Source organism: Peribacillus sp. NPDC096622 (assembly GCF_044762665.1).
Classification (GTDB): domain Bacteria; phylum Bacillota; class Bacilli; order Bacillales; family DSM-1321; genus Peribacillus; species Peribacillus frigoritolerans_B.
The window spans coordinates 72,703-98,617 of the sequence record NZ_JBIWES010000001.1 but is presented as its reverse complement, the minus strand read 5'-3'; the positions used below and the strand labels follow the sequence as shown (position 1 = coordinate 98,617).

Sequence of the window (25,915 nt, the reverse complement as noted above, 5' to 3'; positions counted from 1 at the left end):
GGGAGAATTTTTTATGTCCAATGAGGAGTGTTATCCTTTAAGTCATCCACAGAGGAGAATATGGTATACAGAATTTATTAATTCAGGTAAAGGGATATGTAATCTGAAATTCTTGTTCAAGATCAATCGAAAAATGAATTATTCGATATTAAATCGAGCCGTGAATCGTGTCATCAGTGAAAATGATGGTCTGTGTATCAGGCTGAAAGAAAATAGGCACCAGGAACCTGAGCAATATTTTGTTAAACATCAAGAACGAAAATTTGACTTCTTCGACCTCAGTTCCGTGAGAGATTCCGATTTGCTGGAAAAATGGATTGAGCAGAAGGCGCAAGAGACGTTTACGTTATTTGATTCTGAATTATACTATTTTGCTTTAATAAAAATAAGCGATAATGAGTGTGCCGTCTTTGGCAATGTTCATCACATTATCATGGATGGTTTATCAATCCAAATTTGGACTAGTCAGATTGCTAAATATTATCATGAGTTTCATAGTGAGAAAGATATGAACATCCCTAAAAACTCATATGTTGAGTTTTTAGTCAATGAACAGACGTACTTGAACAGCAGTCGTTTTCAAAAAGATCAAAGCTTCTGGTTAGAGGAATTCAAAACACTTCCATCCGTAACGGGATTGAAACCCTATAATGCTTACCAAGTCAGTACGAGAGCATCACGTGAGACGTTCGAATTATCTGAATATTCAAAGAGGGGGTTAGAAGAATTTTCTGATCATTACGGATTTAGTATATATACTCTTTTTGTTGCTGCGCTTTCGTTGTCGATGTATCGTTGGACCTCGTCGCTTGATATTGCCTTGGGAATGGCTTATGGCAATCGTATGACTAAAATGGAGCGGGAATTAATTGGAATGATGGTGAGTACAGTTCCTCTGAGAATGGATATCGATCCTGATGAAGAAGTACTCTCATTTATTGGTCGAGTGTCGAGGAAGCAACGTAAAGTATTAAGACATCAGAAATATCCATTTGATTTGTTATTAAAGCAGATGAATCAAGAGAATAACAGTAATGTTCGACTTTTTGGAACTACGATCGATTATAGAGAGCGTGGTGAAAGTGGTGACTCTCTTTGGATTCCAAATCGTGAAGAAGTACAAGATTTTGCAGTACATATCGAAAACTTGACTGATATAGACTCCTTGCAAGTACATATTGATTATCGTGAAGAATTATTTTCCAAAGAAGAGATGATTCGCTTTTTTAACACCATGCTAGCATTAATGGAAAACACATTTAAAAATCCGAAACAGAAGGTTGCTGAGATTGAAATCCTTTCAGAAGTGGATAAAAGAAAAAGTTTAGTAGAGTTCAATGATCCTAAGCTTGACTTTCCACCTCAAGCAACCATTCATGAGCTGTTTGAGCAGCAAGCGACGCTTCATCCCAATGCCATTGCAGTTATGTATGAAAAGGAGAGGCTTACCTATAGGGAGCTTAATGAACGTGCGAATCAATTAGCTCACTATCTGCAGAAAAAAGGAGTAGGACCCGATTCGTTGGTTGGACTTTGTGTTGAACGTTCTCCTGAAATGGTTGTAGGTATTTTGGGAATTCTGAAGGCTGGCGGAGCTTATGTTCCACTAGATCCAACATATCCAGAGCAGCGACTTCAGTATATTTTAGAGGACGCTAGCATTCAGTTGGTCGTAACGCAAGAAAGTTTAAAAGGATCGAAATGGTTACCAGAGAATATCAAATCGATTTGTCTTGATCGAAATCAAGTTGAAATTGAGAAAGAAAGTACTGCTTTACCGATTTCTGATGTTAGTCCTCAACACCTCGCTTACGTGATTTATACTTCAGGATCAACAGGGAATCCGAAGGGAGTTATGGTAGAGCATCACAATGTGATTCGTTTATTTAAATCAACGGAATGCTGGTATCAGTTTGATGAAAAAGATACTTGGACGCTTTTCCATTCTTATGCGTTTGACTTCTCGGTATGGGAAATTTGGGGGGCATTGCTCTATGGTGGTAGATTGGTCGTTGTTCCTTACTGGATCAGTCGATCGCCCAAGGATTTCTATCAACTGTTAGTAAAGGAAGAGGTTACGGTTCTTAATCAGACACCATCCGCATTCCGACAATTGATACAGGTGTGTGAACAAGAAGATGAGAATAAAAACTTGAATCTGCGCTATGTCATATTTGGTGGGGAAGCACTCGATCCTACCAGCTTGCTACCATGGTTTCAAAGATATGGAGAGCAGAAGCCACAGCTAATCAATATGTATGGAATTACAGAAACTACCGTTCATGTTACTTATAATCCAATTACCCAAGATGATGTGCAGCATTCTTCAAAAAGTAATATCGGAAAGCGGATTCCAGATTTAGAAGTGTATGTTCTAGACGCTTGTCAACAGCCTGTGCCTATTGGCGTAACTGGCGAACTATATATTGGTGGAGCAGGACTCGTACGTGGGTATTTAAACAGACCCGAATTGACAGCAGAACGTTTCATTCCTCATCTATTCAGTAGTGACCCGGCAGCGCGATTATATCGGACAGGAGACTTAGCGAGATACTTGCCTGACGGAAATCTGGATTATCTTGGGCGAATTGATCACCAGGTGAAGATCCGTGGTTTCCGAATTGAACTCGGGGAAATTGAATCTGCTTTACACGCGCATACATCCATAAAAGAGGCTGTTGTAATCGTGCGAGAAGATCAGCCAGGTGATAAACGATTAGTGGCATATGTCGTGGGTGATGGGAATGTAGGTGCATGGAGAGATTATCTCAAGGCGGAACTACCAAGCTATATGGTTCCTTCAGAATTTGTGATGATGGAAGCCATTCCACTAACTGCTAACGGTAAAGTTGATCGTGAGGCCTTACATGTACCAGGGGAGAGGAAAATTGAAAGTGAATGTGTTGCCCCCCGGAATAGTAACGAAGAAACACTGGCTACCATTTGGAAACAAATATTAGGGATTAAAAAGGTGGGAATCCATGATAACTTCTTTGAAATTGGTGGAGACTCGATTCTCAGCATTCAAATCATATCAGGAGCGAGTCAATTGGGCTTAAAACTTACACCCAAGCAAATGTTTGATCACCCAACGATTGCCGAGTTGGCACAAGTAGTCAAAGAAGATCAGGGAGTGCAAGCGGAGCAGGGTGTTGTGACGGGAGAGGTACCGCTCACCCCGATCCAGTACTGGTTCTTCGAGCAAGATCATCCGCATCCACAACATTGGAATCAGTCGATGCTTTTGAGAGTAAGAGAGAGATTGAATGTGGAGTTACTAGAGGAAGCGCTATTAAACTTACTCAAGCATCATGACGCCTTACGTTTCCGATATGGACAATTGCCCAATGGAACCTGGAAGCAGAGAAATGAGGGGATTGATGAACAGTCTGTACTTCGTGTGATAAAGCGAAACGATGCTGATCAACAAGCGTGGAATCAAGTGATACAAGATGAGATGGATATCACTCAAGCCAGTTTCAATTTACTTACAGGTCCATTGATGAGAGTAGTGTACTTCGATGGTGGTTCGAATGGGAACGATCGATTATTCTGGACGGTTCATCATTTAGTAGTAGATGGGGTATCATGGCGAATTCTATTGGAAGATTTACAGGCCGTATACAACCAGATAGAACAAGGTCAGAAAGTTCGGTTACCTGCGAAAAGTACATCCTTTAAAGAATGGTCGGAACGACTACAGGCATACAGTGAGTCAGATATTTCAAAAGAAGTACAAGATTATTGGCATGAACAGGCAGCAAAACAAGTGATGACGATTCCGATGGACTATCCTATACAGGAAACGACAGAAGCATCGACTGATCAAGTGACGGTGACGTTGGGAGCAGAAGAGACTCATGCGTTGTTACAAGAAGTTCCGGCGACTTATAAAACACGGATTAACGAGGTACTAATGACGGCATTAGTACAAGCTATAGCCGACTGTACAAATCAGCATAAGCTTTCTGTTCACTTGGAAGGACATGGGAGAGAAGAGATGATCGAAGGCGTTGACCTATCGCGGACAGTGGGTTGGTTCACAAGTATTTATCCGGTTCACTTTGATCTTCAAGGAACAACGACACCTATTGAGGGATTAAAGGCTGTGAAAGATCAATTGCGTCGAATTCCGAATCATGGCATTGATTATGGTATTTTACTTTACTTGAGCAGAGAATTGCTTCCGATCTATCAGCAGCAAAAACCATCGATAAGCTTTAACTATTTGGGACAATTTGATCAAGTGTTTTCCAAAGAATCTTTGTTTATGCAGGAGACAGGATTTACACGCTTAGACCATGCTCCAGAATCGAAACCATCTCACCCGATTGATGTTGTCGGTATGGTAAAAGATGAGGAGCTACATTTTGTTTGGATGTATAGTAGAGAACAGTTTTCCAGATTGACAATTCAAGCGATAGCAAAGGGCATGTTAAATCAGCTTCGACTCCTGTTAAATCCACCAACGACAGAGTCTGCTTTTACAGTATCTGACTTTGCTGATGCAGAGGCACTTACGGAAGATAGCTTGAGTAAAGTATTACTTAAATTAACAAAGAAGAGGGTGTAACGATGAGGGACATTATTGATATATACGGATTATCCCCCTTGCAAAAAGGGATGCTGTTTCATACTTTATATGATCAAGATGATGATCATTCTTTTTCCTACATTGTACAGGTAGGTTTCTTACTCGGTGGTCGATTGGATGTTGCCACTTTCGAAAAGTCTTGGGAATACATCATTCACCGACATGAGATCCTTCGTTCTGTATTTGTTTGGGAGGAAGTAGAAAAGCCATTGCAAGCTGTTTATCAACGTCTTCCTTTTACCATTCGTCGAGAAGACTGGAGTGCTCTTCCATGTGGAGAGAGGGAAAAGAAATTACACCAGTTTTTGAATGCTGATCGAAGGCAAGGGTTTTCGTTAGACGAAGCACCGTTAATGAGAATCACTGCGATTAAAGAAGCAGAAGAAGAAACGAGAATCATTTGGACGCATCATCATATTTTGTTGGATGGGTGGAGTGTGTCCCTGATCTTCAGTGAAGTAATGGAAGTTTATCTCAAGATGATAAAGGGAGAAGCATTCGATCTTCCCAAGTCTCTTCCCTATAAAAAATATATCCAGTGGATTAATAAACAAGATCTAAGTAAAGCTGAAAAATTCTGGACAGAAGAATTAAAAGGATTTCATGCACCTACGCCATTAGCGACGGAAAGAAGTGACCAGGGGCAGGAGAAGGGTTATGGAGAGTGTGTTTATCGGCTATCTGAGGAACTGACTGAGTCTTTACAAGAGTGGGTGCGAAATAATCAGCTAACATTAAATACGTTACTGCAAGGAGCCTGGGCTTATTTGATGAGCCGGTATAGCGGCGAAAGCGACATCGTATTTGGTGTGACTAGCTCTGGACGTCCTACTGAATTAGTTGGAGCAGAGAAAATGGTTGGTCTATTCATTAACACATTGCCTACACGAATTCGTGTAACGGATGATACATCAGTAGTAGAATGGCTCCGTAAGATACAGATGAAAGAAATGGAACGGAGACAATACGAGTATAATTCATTGGTCGATATTCAAGGTTGGAGTGAAGTTCCAAGGAGTAGTGCTTTATTTCATACTTTGTATGTGTTCGAAAATTACCCGATCCAAGGAGAACGCAATGCTGATTTAAGATTACTAGAGGCTCAAAGTGCAGAACAAACAAATTATCCTTTGACGTTCATTGCAATGCCAGGTAAGGAAATCACTTTGAAGTTGATGTATGACCGGAATCATTTTGATGAAGAGACCATTCATCGGATTCAGGGTCATCTATCGCAAACATTGATCCAGATGACGAAAAGCTCGGATCCAAAGCTATCCGAAATTACCAATTTAACAATGGAAGAGCGGACACAACTACTAGAGAAATGGAATGATACCCAAGTAGAATATTCATGTGAGAGCATGATTCATGCGTTATTTGAGAAGCAAGTAGAGAAAACACCAGAAGCGATCGCGGTTATTTATGAAAATGAGCAACTTACCTATAGAGAGCTGAATGAGCGTGCTAATCAGCTGGCTCACTATTTACAGAAGTGTGGTGTGGGTCCAGAGTCTTTAGTCGGCGTATATATGGAACGATCCCCCAAAATGATGATAGGGTTGCTAGGGATTCTAAAGTCAGGAGGAGCCTATGTTCCGCTTGATCCTACGTATCCCGAGAGTCGGCTACGCTATATATTAGAAGATGCTAGAATCGAAGTACTAGTGACTCAAGAAAGGTTAGAAAAAATAGGTATATCCGAACAAATTGAAATAATTTGTATGGATCAAGATCGCATTGCGATTGAAAAGGAAGAACCGACCGCATGTATAAGTAGTGTAGCAGGAAAAGATTTAGCATACGTCATGTATACTTCAGGATCTACAGGAAAACCAAAGGGAGTGATGATCGAGCATCATTCGGTGATCAATTATCTTGAATGGATGCAACATCAATACCCACTCTCTGAAAGGGATGTGGTCTTGCAGAAAACACCTATTTCATTTGACGTATCTGTGTGGGAGTTATTTTGGGGTATTAGTGTAGGATCATGTGTATCCTTCCTGCCTCCGGGGGGGGAGAAAGAGCCTTCCATAATAGCTGAAGTGATAGAGAACCACCGGGTTACCGTTGTCCAATTTGTTCCCTCGATGCTATCTGTTTTCTTAGATCATTTCGATCATATTGAGTTGAAACGGAAATGTTCATCCGTGCGTCATGTGTTTTCTGGTGGGGAAGAGCTTAGTCCAGGGTTGGTTAGACGATTTCAACAGAACTGGGATCAGGGTGGACAAGTTAAATTGACCAACTTTTATGGACCGACAGAAGCGACCATTTACGTGAATGCATATGACTGTCAACTCAATCAAGAATTTGTTTCTATTGGAAGCCCGATACAGAATATCCAACTATATGTATTGGATCAGAATCAGCGCTTGCAATCGATAGGGATAGAGGGTGAGTTGTATATTGGTGGTGCAGGCTTAGCACGTGGTTATTTAAACCGCCCTGATCTAACTGCTGAACGATTCGTTCCGCATCCGTTTCAATTAGGAGAACGGCTATATCGAACCGGAGATCTAGTAAGATATCTAACTGATGGGAATTTAAAATTCATAGGAAGAATGGACCATCAAGTGAAAATGCGTGGCTTTCGGATTGAGCTTGGAGAAATTGAAGCGACTTTAGAAAGGCATTCGTCTATCAAAGAGGCTGTCGTGCTAGTAAGAGAAGATCGCCCAGGCGATCAGCGATTGGTAGCGTATGTGATAAGCGATGGAAATATCCAAAAGTGGCGAGAGTATCTCCAAAACCAATTACCGAATCACATGGTTCCAGCACACCTTGTAGAGTTGGAATATTTCCCGCTTACTCCGAATGGGAAAATCGACCGAAAAGCCTTACCAGCACCTGATGGACAACCTATAGGAGATTTTAACGCCCTACCGCGAACGCCATCGGAAGAGCTCATCGCCTCGGTTTGGAGTCAAGTGTTAGGAATAGAAAATATCGGCATTCAGGACTCTTTCTTTGAACGGGGTGGGCACTCACTACTCGCTACTCAAATCGTCTCTCGATTACAAGAAGCATTCCAGATCAGAATCCCGCTACGCGAACTTTTCAAGTACGATACGGTAGAGGCATTGGCGAAGCGACTGGATCAGTTGTGTAAAGGAGACAAAAAACGAGAGATTCCACCACTTGTACCTATGGCACGGGAAGAATCCATTCCGCTTTCCTACGCACAGAAACGCCTATGGTTCATTGATCAGTTAACGCCAAATAGTGCGATGTACAATATTCATGCAGCATGTCGACTGACAGGAAAATGGTCTCTTGAAGCATTGGAGATGGGATGGAATCAGTTGATTGAACGTCATGAATCATTGCGGACGGTGATTCAAGAGCGGGACGGTCAACCCGTTCAACAGATTAAGTCGCATATTTTCAGGCCCCTCCCCCAAATGGATCTAACAATTCTCTCTCTGGATGATAGAGAAAGAGAGATGAAGCGGCTCATTCAAAACGAAGCGGAAGAACCATTTCATTTGGGACAAGCTCCCTTAATTCGAACGCGAATTTTGAAAATAGATAAAGAGGAATGGGTACTTCTTTGTACGATGCATCATATTATTTCGGATGGATGGTCAATGGGGATTTTGCTCGAAGAATGGATGGCTTTTTATGAAGGAGCGCTAAGTGGAAAGCCGGTGGAGCTGAAGAAGTTACCTGTTCAATATGCGGACTTTGCTCTGTGGCAAAAAGAATGGCTAAAAGAAGAGGATTTTAATCAGCACCTTCAATATTGGAAGGAAGAATTAGCTGGTGAGTTACCGGTCTTGCAATTACCGATGGATCGTCCTCGCCCTGCTGTTCAAACCCACAGTGGTGCAAGTCAGTCTCTGATGTTGTCGTATTCCCTATGGGAAAAGATTAAGGAGTTAAGTCAGCGAGAAGGATCCACCTTATTTATGACCTTGATGGCGGCGTATCAAAGTTTTCTTGCGCGTTATACGGGACAAGACGACATCTTGGTTGGAAGCCCGATTGCGAACCGGAATGTTATGGAGATTGAAGGATTAATTGGTTTCTTTGTAAATACGTTGGTTTATCGAGCTGATCTCAGTGGAAATCCGACGTTCCTAGAACTTCTGTCGCAGATACGAAAAAAAGCACTAAAAGCATACGAGTATCAGGACATTCCGTTTGAGAAAGTGGTAGAAGCCGTAAAACCTGAACGGAATACCAGTCATTCGCCGATTTTCCAAACCATGTTTACCTTACAGAATATGAAACAAGGGTTGCCTCAGCTATCTGAAAGAAACATGGAGATGATGCAAAGTCATACTTCGGTTGCCAAATTTGATTTGAGTTTGTTTGCATCGGAGACGGAAGAAGGTTTATTACTAACTTTCGAATATAATACCGATTTATTTAATGCTGCAACCATTGAACGAATGGCAGGCCATTTTGAACATTGGTTATATGAAATTGTATCTCATCCAAAAGATTCTCTATCAAAACTGAATATGCTATCGAAAGCAGAATATAATCGGTTACTAGAGGAATGGAATGACACAGGTGTCGTGGACCTACGTGAAAGCACGATTCATACATTGTTTGAGGAACAAGTGGAGAAAACGCCAGAAGCAATCGCGGTAGTGTGCGAAGATGAGGAGCTAACGTATCGAGAACTGGACGAACGTTCCAATCAGTTGGCCCATTATCTCCAGAAGCGGGGGGTGGGATGTGAATCATTGGTTGGGATTAGCGTTACACGTTCATCCGAGATGATTGTCGGTCTCTTAGGAATCATGAAAGCAGGAGGAGCGTATGTACCGATTGATCCTGCGTATCCGGAGAGCCGACTACGGTATATTTTAGCGGATGCTCATATCGAAGTACTGGTGACACAGGAAAAGTTGCAGCAAAAAATGACGTTACTTGAATCCGTTGACATGATTTGTATCGATCGTGATCGAGCAGCGATCGAACAGGAAGTAACGACGGCATGTACGAGTGAAGTGACAAGCGATAACTTAGCTTATATCATCTATACCTCAGGATCCACTGGTAATCCTAAGGGAGTGATGATTGAGCATCGGAGTACGTTGACGATGATCCATTGGGCACATCAAACCTATTCCCGAGAGGAATTAGCGGGAGTGCTGGCTTCAACTTCACTATCCTTTGATCTATCGGTTTTTGAAGTGTTTGTTCCTTTGACGATGGGTGGCAAGGTGATTGTCGCTGAAAGTGCTCTTCATCTGGACAAGTTGTCCACGAAGGATGTGACTTTGGTCAATACTGTACCATCAGCAGCGAAGGAACTGGTTCGAGCAAAGACAATCCCTTCTTCGGTAAGGGTGATGAATTTGGCTGGAGAACCGTTGCCGCAGTCATTGGTCCAGCACTTGTATGAGAGAAGTCCGATTGAAAAGGTGTACAACCTATACGGTCCATCCGAAGATACTACTTATTCCACGTATATGAAGTTAGAAAAGGGTGTCATGCACAAGGTACCACCGATTGGTAGACCCATCTCTAACACAGAAGTATATGTACTCAGTGCAAACCAGCAAATGGTACCGATTGGTGTAGTCGGTGAGCTTTACATTGGGGGATCAGGCTTGGCACGTGGCTACTTAAACCGCCCTGACTTAACAAACGAGCGTTTTATCCCGCATCCATTTAAAGAAGGGGAGCGAGTATATCGGACGGGAGACCTTGTGAGGTACCTACCGGACGGGACTTTGGATTATCTCGGTAGGATCGATCATCAAGTGAAGATCCGTGGATTCCGGATTGAGCTAGGTGAGATTGAAGCAACGTTACAAAGTCATTCATCGGTAAACGAAGTTGTTGTGATGGTACGCGAAGATTATCCGGGTGATCAGCGTTTGGTTGCCTATGTAGTGGGAGAAGAAAATGCTCATGATTGGCGTGATTATCTCAAGACCCAGTTACCAAATTACATGGTTCCGGCACACTTTGTAGGATTGACAGCTTTCCCACTCACCCCAAATGGGAAAATCGATAGGAAAGCCTTACCTGCACCAAATTGCAAGGAAGCAGAGGGTGGTTATGTTGCCCCTCGTACACCTACGGAAGAAGCAATTGTTTCGATATGGCATCAAGTTTTAGGCACGGAAAATATCGGGATTCATGATTCGTTTTTTGAACTCGGTGGTCATTCATTACTCGCTACACAAGCTGTTTCTAGTCTGAAAGAAGCCTTTGGAATTGAGTTGCCACTGCATGATTTATTTACGTATACCACGGTGCAGGAATTGGCAGAAAGGGTTAATCAGTTGCGCCGTAGTGGAAATGAGCAAGCGCAGAATGATAGTAAGGGGAATGTAAGTTTTCAAGACTATATTCAAAAAGAAGCAGCAGCGAGTAATGATGAAGAGTTACTTGAACTTCTTAAGCAATTGGAAGAGTTATCAGAGGAAGAAGCGCAAGGTATATTCGAGAGCAACTTGGTTGAGGAAGGGTTGAAAAAATGAGAAGTGATTTACTTGCGAAGCTGGATTCGCTTTCTCCTGAGAAGAGAGCGTGGCTTCAGAAGCAGATGCAGAAAAAGGAGAATAAAGAAGCGCTTCCGTTGTCCTATGCACAACAACGTTTGTGGTTTATGGACCGATTTAACCCAAATAGTTCATTATATAATATTCCGACAGTATGGCGTCTAAAAGGACATTGGATACCTGAAGCATTGGAAAAGGGATTAAATCGACTCATTGAGCGTCATGAATCATTACGCACCGTTTTTAAGGAATTAGGAGACCGACCGGTACAACATATTGTGGAATTCCTTCCTAGAAAACTACCTGTAGAGGATTATTCTCACCTTCCTCTGGAAGTAAAGGAAAAAGAGATAGAGAGTTTGATTGCTAGAGAAGCGCAGGATCCGTTTGATTTAATGAATGGCCCTTTGATTCGTAATCAACTGGTTCAATTAGGGAAAGAGGAATGGTTATTGCTATGTACCATGCACCATATTATTTCTGATGCGTGGTCCATCGGCGTATTGATCAATGAATTGCTTGCCTTCTACGAGGAGGAAACGAGTGGGAAGCCTGCTGGACTAAGTTCGCTATCGATTCAATATGCAGACTTTGCGAAATGGCAAAAGCAGTGGTTGCAAGGTGAAGTGTTAGATCGACAACTCACGTATTGGCAGGAAGAATTGTCCGGTGAGCTTCCTATACTACAACTGCCAGTGGATTTCCCTCGACCGGTTACGCAAACGTACGCTGGGGACACGTATCGCGTGATTCTTCCTCACACACTACTCAGTTCATTGAAGGATTTAAGTCAACGAGAAGGATCCACCTTATTCATGACCTTAATGGCTGCGTATCAGAGCTTTCTTGCTCGTTATACGGGGCAAAAAGATATTCTCGTCGGAAGTCCGATTGCGAATCGGAATCATAAAGGAGTAGAGGGATTAATTGGCTTCTTTGTTAATACGTTAGTCTATCGGGTGGATCTGAGTGGAACTCCTACGTTTCGGGAGATTTTGTCTCAGATAAAGAAAAAGGCGTTGAAGGCGTATGAATATCAAGATATTCCGTTTGAAAAAGTGGTAGAAGCTGTACAACCTGAACGGAGTACGAGTCATTCGCCGATCTTCCAGACCATGTTTACGCTACAGAATATAAAACAAGAACGATTAGAGCTGTCTGGGAGAAGTTTGGAAATGATAGAAAGTAATATTTCCATCGCGAAATTTGATTTGAGTCTAACCGCTTTTGAGGTGGAAGAAGGTCTATTTGTCTCTTTTGATTACAATACAGATCTATTTGACAGGAGAACCATTGCACGCATGGCAGGGCATTTTGAAAACTGGTTGAACGAAATTGTTCATCATCCAGATGAATCATTTACAAAGCTGCCGATGCTATCGGACACAGAACAGAAGCAGCTCTTGGAAGAATGGAATGACACTGACGTAGTTTATGCACATAAGAGCTTGATTCACGAACTGTTTGAGCAGCAGGTTGCGCGTACACCTGAAGCGGTGGCAGTAGTGTATGAAGGTGGACAGCTGACGTATCAAGAACTCAACGAGAAAGCGAACCAATTGGCACATTATTTACAGAAACGGGATATAGGACCGGAGTCATTGGTCGGTATATGTGTCGAGCGTTCACCCGATATGATCATTGGTCTCTTAGGGATTCTCAAGGCCGGTGGGGCTTATGTCCCGCTGGATCCGAGTTATCCCGAAAATCGCCTGAGATACATATTAGAGAACTCAAAGATTCAAGTGCTATTAACAAAGGAAGCGCTACTGGGTTGGTTGCCCGAAGGTATCCAAGCGATTTGTTTAGATCAGGATCAAGCAGCGATTTCTAAAGAGAGTAGCTTGGCGCCAGTGAGTGGAGTGACAGCAAACAACTTGGCGTATATCATTTACACTTCGGGTTCGACAGGGAATCCGAAGGGAGTGATGATCGAACACCACTCGGTTATCAACCGATTACAGTGGATGCAAAAAAACTATCCATTATCTGAACAGGATACGATTCTTCAAAAAACGCCGTTTTCGTTTGATGTCTCTGTCTGGGAATTATTTTGGTGGTCATTTGTAGGAGCACGTGTTTGTTTACTTCCACCGGGTGGAGAGAAGGATCCTGCAATGATTGAGGAGTGTATTGAGCGATATCGCGTGACCACAATGCACTTTGTTCCGTCGATGTTATCTACATTCTTGGATTATATGGAACAATCCAAAGCGAAAAAGGACGTATCGTCTTTGTGTCAGGTTTTCACTAGTGGAGAAGCGTTAAATACCGAACAGGTTCGCCGGTTTAAGGGTGTGTTTTATGATTTTCAGCAAACGAAATTAAGCAACTTATATGGTCCTACCGAAGCGACTGTAGATGTTACTTACTATGATTGTGATTTAGAAAAAGAACAGATGCTTATTCCAATTGGTCGTCCGATTGATAATACCGAATTGTATGTGTTGGATCAAAACCAACAGATGGTACCCATAGGTGTGGCTGGGGAACTTTACCTTGGTGGTGTAGGCTTGGCACGTGGCTACTTCAATCGTCCAGAGTTAACTGCTGAACGTTTTATTCCGCATCCATTTAAGGAAGGGGAACGGCTCTATCGGACGGGGGACCTGGTGAGGTATCTGAATGACAGCAACTTGGAGTATATCGGAAGAATAGATAACCAAGTGAAAATCAGAGGCTTCCGGATAGAGCTGGGAGAAATTGAAGCGGTCCTACACAATCATTCATCTGTGAAAGAGGCTGTTGTGTTAGTAAGGGAAGATCATCCAGGAGACAAGCGGTTAGTAGCTTATGTGGTGGGTGAAGGACACAATGAAGAATGGCGCGAGCATCTCATGACGCAATTACCGAATTACATGGTTCCGGCCTATTTTGTCGAAATGGAAGCGATGCCACTCACTCCGAATAGCAAAATCGATCGCAAAGCCTTACTGGCATTGGATGTACAGTCCATGAGTGTAGATATTGTCTCACCGCGAACACCAGTGGAAGAGCTCATCGCATCGGTATGGAGTCAAGTGTTAGGTATGGGAAATATTGGTGTTCAGAATTCCTTCTTCGAACTTGGTGGCCACTCGCTCCTCGCTACCCAAGTTGTCTCACGTTTACAAGAAGTCTTCCAAATCGAACTACCGGTGCGAGAACTGTTTGAGTATTCAACGGTGGAGGCGCTGGCGAAGCGACTGGATCAGTTGCGTAAAGGAGACAAAAAACGAGAGATTCCACCGCTTATGCCGATGGAACGGGGAGGAGCCATTCCGCTTTCCTATGCCCAACAGCGCCTGTGGTTCATTGACCAATTTACGCCCAATAGTGCACTTTATAATATGCCGATGGTATGCCGTCTTACAGGGAATTGGGTACCCGAAGCATTGGAGAAGGGATGGAATCAGCTGATAGAACGTCATGAATCTTTACGGACGGTGTTCCATGAAGTGGATGGTCATCCAGTACAGCAGATTCAACCGTATGCTTTCCGGTCCCTTTCTCAAATGGATTTAACTATGCTTTCTCCGGAAGAGCGAGAAGCGGAAGTTAAGCGTTTGATGCTGCAAGAAACAGAAGTGCCATTTGACTTAGGAGAAGGCCCACTGATTCGGACAATCCTCTTACGAGTGGGAGAAGAGGATTGGGTCCTCCTCTGCATCCTGCATCATATTATTTCGGATGGATGGTCGATGGGAGTCCTACTTGAAGAATGGATAGCTTTCTATGAGGAAGCAACGGATGAGAAGGTAGCAGAACTTGAACCATTACCGATCCAATATGCGGACTTTGCTCAGTGGCAAAAGGGATGGTTAAAGGAAGAATTGCTTGAACAGCAACTCCACTATTGGCAGGAAGAATTGTCTGGTGAGCTTCCCTTGCTACAACTGCCGATGGATCGCCCTCGTCCGGCGGTACAAACCCATCGCGGATCGACACACACTGTGTTACTGTCACGTTCATTACGCGACAAACTGAACGAACTCAGTCGTCAAGAAGGATCGACTCTCTTCATGACCTTGTTGGCTGCGTATCAAAGCTTCCTCTCCCGTTATACAGGACAAGAAGATATTCTCGTCGGAAGTCCAATTGCGAATCGTAATTACAGAGAGGTTGAAGGATTAATCGGCTTCTTCGTGAACACGCTGGTCTATCGGGCTGATCTGAGTGGTACACTGACCTTCCAAGATATTTTGTCGCAGGTGCGTCAAAAGGCACTGAAAGCATATGAATATCAAGATATTCCATTTGAAAAAATTGTGGAAGTTGTGCAACCCGAGCGGAGTACAAGTCATTCTCCGATCTTCCAGACGATGTTCATCTTACAAAATATGAAACAAGAGCTTCCGGTGTTGTCTGGTAGAAAGATCGATATGATAGAAAGCCATAGCCCGATCGCGAAATTTGATTTAAGTGTAATGGCAGCCGAGACGGAAGAAGGATTAATGTTCGCTTTTGAATACAATAAGGATTTATTTGATGTTACAACCATCGAACGAATGGCAGGACATTTTGAGAAATGGCTACATGAAGTTTCTCATCATCCACAAAAGTCGTTGAATAGTCTGGGGATGCTATCCGAATTTGAGCGTGATTTGTTAATAGAGACATGGAATGACACCGCAATGGAAAAGTCCCAAGAGGGTCTTATTTGCGACGGGTTTGAGGACCAAGTAGCACGACGTCCCGATGCTATTGCAGTGGTCGATCAAATGAGAGAGTGGACCTATGGTGAACTGGATGCGCTAGCAAATCAGTTGGCACATGTTTTGCAGAAAAAAGGGGTTGTTCCTGAATCAGTTGTGGGCGTCTACCTCCCGAGATCGGCTGAGCTCATTGCAAGTTTACTTGGCATATTAAAAGCTGGCGGGGCCTATGTCGTCCTAGATCCGTTGTATCCGAAATCACGGTTACAATACATGATTGAAGATGCAGGAATCCAAATCGTGGTGACGACAGCAGCGCAAGAAAGTCTATCCGAACAGGTCGAAACGGTGAGATTAGAAGAAATAACAGATGAAAGCGTGATCGCACCGAAGCGGCGGGTAAAACCCGAGCACTTAGCTTATATCGTCTACACCTCTGGTTCCACAGGAAAGCCAAAGGGTGTCATGGTCGAATATCAGTCATTGATGAATATGGTTTCTTGGCATCAAGCAGTATACCAAATTACAGCACAGGATCGTGCGACTCAGATTGCGGGGATTGCCTTTGACTCAGCTGTCCAGGAGATTTGGCCTTATCTCACTGCTGGTGCAGCACTATACCTGTCAACAGAAGAGTTGCGAATTAATCCAGAGGCTCTACGAGATTGGCTCATTGAATCACGGATCACGGCTAGCTTTGCGCCTACACCTATTCTCGAAAGACTCTTGAAATTATCTTGGCCAAAGAAGACGGATCTCCGTTTTATCATTACGGGGGGAGATCAGTTAACACAGTATCCATCTGAACAAATCCCTTTTGCGGTGATTAATCAGTATGGTCCATCGGAAAATACCGTCGTTACCACTGATTGTTACGTGCCTGTAGGAATGACAACAGGTACTCCGTCAATTGGTCGACCGATTGCGAATACAGAAGTATACGTGTTAGATTCTCACCTTCAGCCGGTGCCGGTTGGAGTGATTGGAGATCTCTATATCGGAGGAAAGAGCCTTGCTCGTGGCTATGTCAATCGTCCGGAACTCACAGAGGAAAAATTCATTCCGCATCCGTTTAAGTCAGGGGAACGTCTCTATTACACCGGGGACAAAGCAAGTTATCTTCCTGACGGTGATCTCCAGTTCCGTGGTCGTATGGATGACCAAGTAAAGATTCGTGGTTTCCGGATTGAACTGGGAGAAGTTGAAGCAACTTTACAGGCGCATTTGTCTGTTAAAGAAGCTGTTGTGCTGGTAAGAGAGGATCATCCAGGAGACAAGCGATTGGTAGCTTATGTAGTTGGTGAAGGAAGTGTACATGAATGGCGGGAGCATCTGCAAACACATTTACCGAATTACATGGTTCCGGCACACTTTGTCGAGATGGCACTTTTACCCCTCACACCGAATGGAAAACTTGATTTGAAAGCATTGCCTGTACCTGATGAACCATCTACTGAAAATACCGTATACCCAAGAACTCCGATGGAAGAGCTCATCGCATTGGTATGGAGTCAAGTGCTAGACATAGAAAATATTGGTGTTCAGGATTCCTTCTTTGAGCGAGGTGGACACTCGTTACTTGCTACCCAAGTTATCTCCAGGTTAAAAGAAGCATTACAAATCGAACTGCTAGTGCGTGAACTGTTTGAGCATTCAACAGTAGAGGCGTTGGCGAAGCGATTGGACCAATTGTGTAAAGGAGACAAAAAACGAGAGATTCCACCGCTTATGCCGATGCAACGGGGAGAAGCCATTCCGCTCTCTTATGCCCAACAGCGCCTGTGGTTCATCGACCAATTCACGCCCAATAGTGCACTTTATAATATGCCGATAGTATGCCATCTTACAGGGAATTGGGTACCCGAAGCATTGGAGACGGGATGGAATCAGTTGTTAGAGCGTCATGAATCTTTGCGGACGGTGTTCCATGAAGTGGATGGTCATCCAGTGCAACAGATTCAACCGTATGCTTTCCGGTCCCTTTCCCAAATGGATCTAACTACGCTTTCTCCGGAAGAGCGAGAAAGAGAAATGGAACAATTGATCCAAAACGAAGTCGAAGCCCCATTTGACTTAGGACAAGGTCCGTTGATCCGTGGGAAAATCATACAAATCGCAGAAGAATGGATCCTTATTTGTACCATGCATCATATTATCTCGGATGGCTGGTCGATGGAAATCTTGCTCCAAGAATGGATGGCATTCTATGAAGATGCAGTTGGTGGTAAACCAGTAGAACTCGCACCATTACCGGTTCAATATGCTGACTTTGCCCAATGGCAAAGGGAATGGTTGAAAGAAGAAGTACTTGATCTGCAACTTGCATATTGGAAGGAAGAGCTGTCTGGCGAGTTACCAGTCTTAATGTTGCCGATGGATCGTCCTCGTCCTGCTGAGCAAACCCATAGCGGATCGACACACACTGTGTTGTTGTCACGCTCGTTACGCGACAAACTGAACGAACTTAGTCGTCAAGAAGGGGCTACGCTCTTCATGACCTTACTGGCATCGTATCAAAGCTTCCTCTCCCGTTATACAGGACAATCCGATATTCTTGTCGGAAGCCCGATTGCAAATCGGAATTATCGCGAGATTGAAGGGTTGATTGGTTTCTTCGTCAACACGTTGGTTTATCGGGCTGATCTGAGTGGCGCACCAACATTCCAAGAGTTGTTGTATCAGGTAAGGACAAAAGCATTGAGAGCGTATGAGTACCAAGATGTTCCGTTTGAAAAGATTGTAGAGGTCATACAACCCGAGCGAAGTATAAGTCATTCTCCGATCTTCCAAACTATGTTTACCTTGCAAAACACGAAACAAGATCTACCAAAGCTTCATGGAAGAAGTTTAGAAGCGATGGAAATTCATGCTTCGATCGCCAAGTTTGATTTGAGTTTAAGCGCCGCAGAGGTGGAAGAGGGTTTAGTCCTTTCTTTTGTCTATAAGACTGATTTATTTGACGTTGTAACTATCAGACGTATGGCTGAGCATTTTGAAAACTGGTTGAATGAAATCGTGGAACATCCTGATAAATCACTGACGAAGTTGACGATGCTATCGGAAGTGGAGCAGCAGCTGCTAGAAGAGTGGAATGATAATGCTGTAGCGTACCCACGTGAGAGTGTAATCCATAAACTGTTTGAAGATCAAGTGGATCGTACACCTGACACCGTGGCGGTGGTGGATGAAAATCATCAGTTGACGTATCGAGAGCTGAATGAGAAAGCAAACCAATTGGCCCATTATCTCCAGAAATGTGGGATTGGGACAGAGTCATTGGTCGGGCTCTGCTTCCAACGTTCAGTTGAGATGATTGTCGGTCTCATGGGAATCTGGAAAGCTGGGGCAGCCTATGTTCCGTTGGATCCATCGTATCCAGAAAGTCGCCTACGATATATTCTGGAGGACACAGGGATTCAAGTATTGGTCACGAACGAAGCATTAAAAGGTTGGATACCTGAAGAAGTTGAAGCAGTTTGTTTGGATCGGGATCAAGCGATGATCTCACGAGAAAGCACCCTTTCACCAATATGCGAAGTGACAGGAGAAAACTTAGCGTATGTGATCTATACTTCGGGTTCGACCGGGAATCCAAAGGGGGCTTTGGTACAGCATCATTCTGTACTAAATCTATCGTATGGTTTACAGAAAGAAGTTTTTTCACATGAGACACCTACTAACATGCGCGTCGGTTTAAATGCTTCGATCGCCTTTGATGTATCCGTTCAGCAATTACAAATGCTTTTGTATGGCTCTAGTTTGTATATTATTCCGAACGAAGTTCGCAGTGATCCTCAACAGTTTCTATCTTATATTCGGGAGAATAAGTTGGAAATGTTCGATATGACACCTTCATTACTCCAATTACTCATAGATGGCGGGTTGTTAGAAACAAATGATGGTGTTCATGTTCCAAGTAAGGTACTGGTCGGTGGCGAAGCAATTGTGCCGTCACTATGGGAACAATTAGTAGAGGCTGACAAGATCCATTTTTATAACGTATATGGTCCTACAGAATGTACGGTTGATGCGACATGCTATCGTATCAAAAAAGATAGTAAGAGAGTAACCATTGGGCGTCCGTTGCCGAATGTTCAAGCCTATGTATTAGATGGAAATTGGTTACCTGTTCCAGTTGGTGTAACGGGTGAACTTTATATTGGTGGAGCAGGCCTAGCGAGAGGATACTTGAATCGTCCAGAGTTAACGTCCGAACGTTTTATTTCTCATCCATTCAAAGAAGGAGAGAGGCTATATCGAACAGGAGATCTCGTGAGGTACCTTCCTGATGGTAACTTGGATTATCTAGGAAGATTGGATAACCAAGTGAAAATAAGAGGATTTCGGATTGAGCTTGGGGAAATTGAGGCAACCTTACAGGAGCATCTCTCGGTAAAAGAGGCCGTTGTGATGGTGAGGGAAGATCAGCCAGGAGATAAGCGATTGGTAGCCTATGTAGTGGGTAAAGGGCGTAAAGAAGAATTGCGCGAGTATCTCAAAGCACAACTTCCAAGCCATATGGTTCCCGCCTACTTTGTCGAGATGGAAGAGTTACCACTGACCCTAAATGGAAAGATTGATCGGAAAACTTTGCCTGTGCCAGATCATCAAGGGACAGAAGGGGGCTACGTGGCTCCAAGAAATAAGCGTGAACAAATACTTACCATGATATGGGAAAGTGTGTTAGGCACAAAACAGATTGGCATTCATGAAAACTTTTTTGAAATCGGTGGAGACTCGATTCTCAGCATTCAGATTGTCTCTCGCGCGAAACAAGCAGGTTTGCAATTGACACCGAAACAAATGTTTGAACACCAAACGATTTCCGAGTTGGCGCAAGTAGTCAAAGAAGAGCAGGGTGTTCAAGCGGAGCAAGGAGCTGTAACTGGAGACCTGATTCTTACACCTATTCAGCAATGGTTTTTTGAACAAAATCATCCCAACCCACATCATTGGAATCAATCCATGTTTTTTAGAACTAAAGAGCGACTGGATATCGTATTACTGGAGAAATCTGTGCGTAACCTTCTGATTCATCATGATGCCTTGCGTTTAAGATATGAACGTTTACCGGATGGAGCTTGGAAACAGCGGAATGAAGGAATTGAAGAACAATCGACGCTGACAGTGATTTCATTAGAAGAAGTGCCACAAGCAGAATGGCATCAAGTGATTCAAGCAGAGATTGACACTGCACAAGCAAGCGTACACTTACACGCAGGACCGCTAATGAGAATGGTGTATTTTGATGAAGGTGAGAAGAGACCCGGCCGATTATTCTGGGTGATTCATCACTTAGCAGTGGATGGTGTTTCTTGGCGAATTTTACTGGAGGATCTGCAAACGGGGTATAATCAAGCGAGCCAGGCTCAGAAGATCCAATTACCCACAAAGAGTACATCCTTTAAAGCATGGTCGGAGAAATTGCGTCATTACGCTGAGTCTGGGATTGTGCAAGAAGTGCGTGATTACTGGGAGCGGCAGTCCGAACAAGAAGGGGCTATGATACCAGTGGATGCCACACTCGAAGATCCAGCAAACACAGCAACCGAGGAGATTACTGTGGTGCTAGATGAGAATGAGACCCGTGCGTTATTGCAAGAGATTTCAAGCACCCATCGTGTCCAAATCAATGAAGTACTATTGGCAGCATTGGTACAGGCTACGGCAGCATGGACAGGTCATCCTACGCTGACCTTGGATTTGGAGGGTCATGGTCGGGAAGAGATCATCGAAGACGTTGACCTATCGAGGTCCGTGGGATGGTTTACAAGTATCTATCCTGTTCACTTGAATATTACAGGTGCTAACACGCCCATCGCAGCTTTAAAAGCAGTCAAAGAACAATTACGCCAAATTCCTAATAAGGGCGTTGACTATGGGATTTTGCGGTACTTAAATCCAGCGATGCGTGAGCAATTCCAATCTCAAATCACGCCGTCCATTAGCTTTAACTATCTTGGACAATTTGACCAAATGTTCTCTAACGATGCAATGTTTGCTCCGGAGACCGGGTTTACGCGCTTAGATCATGCTCCTGGTTCCAAGCGATCACATTTGATCGATGTAATCGGGATTGTAACCGATGGAAAACTTCATTTCACTTGGGTGTACAATGTTGGACAGTTTGCGAAGTCGACCATTCAAAGTGTATCAGAGAATATGCTCCATCAATTGAGTAGATTGATTCATTCTTCGGGTGGAGAATCTGCGCTGACCGTTTCGGATTTTACGATTGCAAATCTCACCCCAACAGATTTGAACAAAGTACTATTTAAGATGAATCGTGGAAAGAATTATCCGATTACCGACCTGTATCCGCTATCACCTTTGCAGGAAGGCATGATCTTTCATACGCTGCATGATCAAGGGGATGAACATTCGGCGCCGTATATGGTGCAATTAAGTTTCCTGTTTAAAGGAAACTTGGATATCCTTACTTTCGAGCAGGCGTGGAAATCGACGATCCAGCGGCATGAGATCTTTCGTTCAGCATTTGTGTGGGATGAGATTGAAGAGCCCTTACAAGTGGTGTATGAACATATCCCATTTAAGCTGAATGAAGTGGATTGGCGTGCGTTGTCTGATGAAGAAAAAGAGGTGAAACGAAAAGCCTTTTTGGCATCGGATCGAAAACAAGCCTTTCTTTTTGATGAAGCGCCATTGATGCGGGTGACTGTCATTCAAGAAGCGGAGGAAGAATATCGGGTTGTTTGGACGCATCACCATATTTTGTTGGATGGATGGAGCCTGCCACTGGTCTTTAACCAATTGCTTACAGAGTACCAGAAGAGGATGAAAGGAGAGGCTGTGGATTTACCTAAGTCACCGCCATACAAGAAATATATTCAGTGGCTGAAAGAGCAGGATCAGGAGCAAGCGGAAAAATTCTGGAGAGAGAAACTCAGAGGCTTTACAGCGCCAACCCTGCTTGGCTTAGAAAGTAAGGAGCAAGAAAAAGGTTACACAGAGAAGGTAACTTATTTATCAGAAGAGCAAACCCAAGCGTTAGAAAACTGGGCGAAGCGCAATAGGCTCACTTTGAATACGGTAATTCAAGGTGCATGGGCGTATCTCATGAGCCGGTATAGTGGAGAAGATGACATTGTCTATGGTGTAACTAGCTCAGGACGCCCTACGGAGATTATTGATGTTGAAAACATTGTAGGTCCTTTTATTACCACATCACCGACGCGAATTCAGTTAATAGATGATATAAAAGTAATGGATTGGTTGCAGAAGATACAAGAGGAAGAGATAGAAAGAAGACAATATGAATATGCTTCTTTGACAGAGATTCAAGGATGGAGTGAAGTTCCTAGAGGAACTCCGCTGTTCCATAACTTGTATGTGTTTGAAAACTACCCAGTGAAAGAGGAGTCTTCAGGAAATCTAGAAATTGGTGAGTTGGAAGGAGTAGAGCAAACTCATTATCCATTAGGATTGACAGTTGTTCCAGAAAGCCAGTTGTTGTTAAAGTTGAAGTATGATCGTAGCAAGTTTAATGGCCTCACCATTGAACGGATGCTGGGTCATTTAAGCCAGGTGTTAAAGCAAATGATCGAGAACGTTGATCAAACTCTGTCGGAGCTGGTGTATGTTACGGAAATAGAACAGAAACAACTACTGGAAGAATGGAATGATAATGCAGCAGCGTATCCACGTGAGAGTGTGATCCACAAACTGTTTGAAGATCAAGTGAATCGTACACCTGACACGGTGGCGGTAGTGGATGAAAATCATCAGTTGACGTATCGAGAGCTGAATGAGAAAGCAAACCAATTGGCCCATTATCTCCAGAAATGTGGGATTGGGACCGAATCAATGGTCGGGCTTTGTTTCCAACGTTCAGTTGAGATGATTGTCGGTCTCATGGGAATCTTGAAAGCTGGATCAGCCTATGTTCCGTTGGATCCATCGTATCCAGAAAGTCACCTACGATATATTCTGGAGGACACAGGGATTCAAGTATTGGTTACGAACGAAGCATTAGAAGGTTGGATACCTGAAGAAGTCGAAGCAGTTTGTTTAGATCGGGATCAAGCGATGATCTCACGAGAAAGCACCCTTTCACCAATATGTAAAGTGACAGGAGAAAACTTGGCGTATGTGATCTACACTTCAGGTTCGACCGGGAATCCAAAAGGGGTTTTGGTGCAGCATCATTCGGTATTAAATCTATCCTATGGTTTACAGAAAGAGGTTTTTCCGCATGTGATACCTGTTAATATGCGCGTTGGTCTAAATGCCTCAATCGCCTTTGATTCATCCGTTAAACAATTACAAATGCTTTTGTATGGTTCTAGTTTGTATATTATTTCAAATGAAGTTCGCAGTGATCCTCAACAGTTTGTATCTTATATTCGGGAGAATAAGTTGGAAATGTTCGATATAACACCTTCACTACTCCAATTACTCATAGATGAGGGGTTGTTAGAAACAAACGATAGTGTTCATGTTCCAAGCAAGGTACTGGTCGGTGGAGAAGCGATTATGCCATCACTATGGGAACAATTAGTAGAGGCTGACAAAATCCATTTTTATAACGTATATGGTCCTACAGAATGTACGGTTGATGCGACATGCTATCGTATCAAAAAAGATAGTAAGAGAGTAACCATTGGGCGTCCGTTGCCGAACGTTCAAGCCTATGTATTAGATGGGAATCGGTTACCTGTTCCAGTTGGTGTAACTGGTGAACTTTATATCGGTGGAGCAGGCCTAGCGAGAGGGTATTTGAATCGTCCAGAGTTAACGTCCGAACGTTTTATTCCTCATCCATTTAATGAAGGGGAACGGTTATACCGGACGGGAGATCTGGTCCGCTATTTAGCTGATGGCCATTTGGATTATCTGGGAAGAATCGATAATCAAGTGAAAATTCGAGGCTTCCGGATTGAGCTTGGAGAGATTGAAGCGAATTTAGAAAGTCATCCATCGGTGAAAGAGGCAGTAGTCTTGATAAGAGAGGACCAAACAGGAGATCAGAGATTGGTTGCCTATGTGGTGGGTGAAGGAAGTATGCTTGAATGGCGTGAGCATCTCAAGAGACAAGTACCGAATTATATGGTTCCTGCACACTTTATTGAGGTAGACGCGATTCCGCTTACAACAAATGGGAAGGTTGATCGAAAGGCACTGAACAGCTTAACGATTCAAAGAGAAAGTACCTTTTCTACACCAATCATCCCACGGGATGAAATCGAGTATCAGCTGATTACGATCTGGCAGGATTTACTACAGATAGAAGATGTCCATGTAAACGATGATTTCTTCAATAGAGGGGGTCACTCTCTCCTTGTAATCAAATTGATTTCAAAGGTCAGAGAGAAATTTGGAAAAGAGATTAAGGTGTCCGCACTGATTAAGAACCCGACAGTGGAAGGGATCGCTTATCTCATCCGTGAGAATCATGGTATGGCAAAATCGTTATCGGTTCTGGTTCCACTACAAGAATCAGAGAAAAGACCTTTCTTCTGTGTTCATCCGTTTATGGGTAATGTATTCTGTTACATTCAGCTAGCAAGATTACTCAAGGATCACTGCTCATTTTATGGTCTACAGAATCCTCTCGTAGAGAAAGAAGGAATGAACGGGTTGACTTTATCGGAAGTAGTTCAACTCTACATCGAGGAAATGAAGCGCGTTCAGCCAGAGGGGCCGTATCGTCTGGGAGGATGGTCTCTGGGCGGTGCCATCGCCTATGAAATCGCAACTATGCTACGGAACCAGGGAGAAGAAGTTGAGGTGTTGGTACTCATGGATACAAAGGTGCCTTCAGAACAGGATTACAAGACAGAGGATGAAATGCTATCTTATATATTGAAGCATTTCATCCATTTAGAGCTAGTGGAGCAGGAAGAAGAGCTCGTTAATCAACAGGATATGCTTGTTGATCGGTTGATCGTGGAAGGAGTGCTCCCGCCCGATGCGGATCTTACGAGTCTAAAGCAGATTACCAATGCTCACAGGAAGTGTCTAAATTTAATGGCAGAACATGTTTTAACACCATATTTTGGGGAGGTCATCTACTTCAGTGCTGAAGAAGGCATAGAGTTGTTCACGGAATGGAAGCCGTTATTACAGGGGAAAGTGAATAAGTATTCGGTGCCAGGTTCGCACGAGGAGATCGTCTTCTCCCCAGCGGTGGAAAAGGTAGGAAAATATCTATTGAATGAATTAGAAGGGGTAGAGGGAGCGTACTGAGGGATATA

General features: G+C 43.4%; 3 protein-coding genes. All 3 read left to right on the top strand.

Features of this window, described 5'->3' with window-relative positions:
• Positions 1-13: 13 nt before the first annotated feature.
• The 3 genes from ACIQYG_RS00395 to ACIQYG_RS00385 are packed head-to-tail and all read left to right on the top strand — an operon-like array spanning position 14 to position 25,907.
• A complete protein-coding gene (locus ACIQYG_RS00395; protein WP_402835011.1) occupies positions 14-4,573 on the top strand; it encodes an amino acid adenylation domain-containing protein in 4,560 nt (1,519 codons plus the stop codon).
• Positions 4,574-4,575: 2 nt separating this feature from the next.
• Positions 4,576-11,046, top strand: a complete 6,471-nt coding sequence (locus ACIQYG_RS00390) for an amino acid adenylation domain-containing protein (protein ID WP_402835010.1) — start codon at positions 4,576-4,578, stop codon at positions 11,044-11,046.
• Positions 11,043-25,907: a non-ribosomal peptide synthetase gene (locus ACIQYG_RS00385; RefSeq protein WP_402835009.1), complete on the top strand. Its 14,865-nt coding sequence runs from the start codon at positions 11,043-11,045 to the stop codon at positions 25,905-25,907. The genes ACIQYG_RS00390 and ACIQYG_RS00385 overlap by 4 nt, the downstream gene beginning before the upstream one ends.
• Positions 25,908-25,915 lie beyond the last annotated feature (8 nt).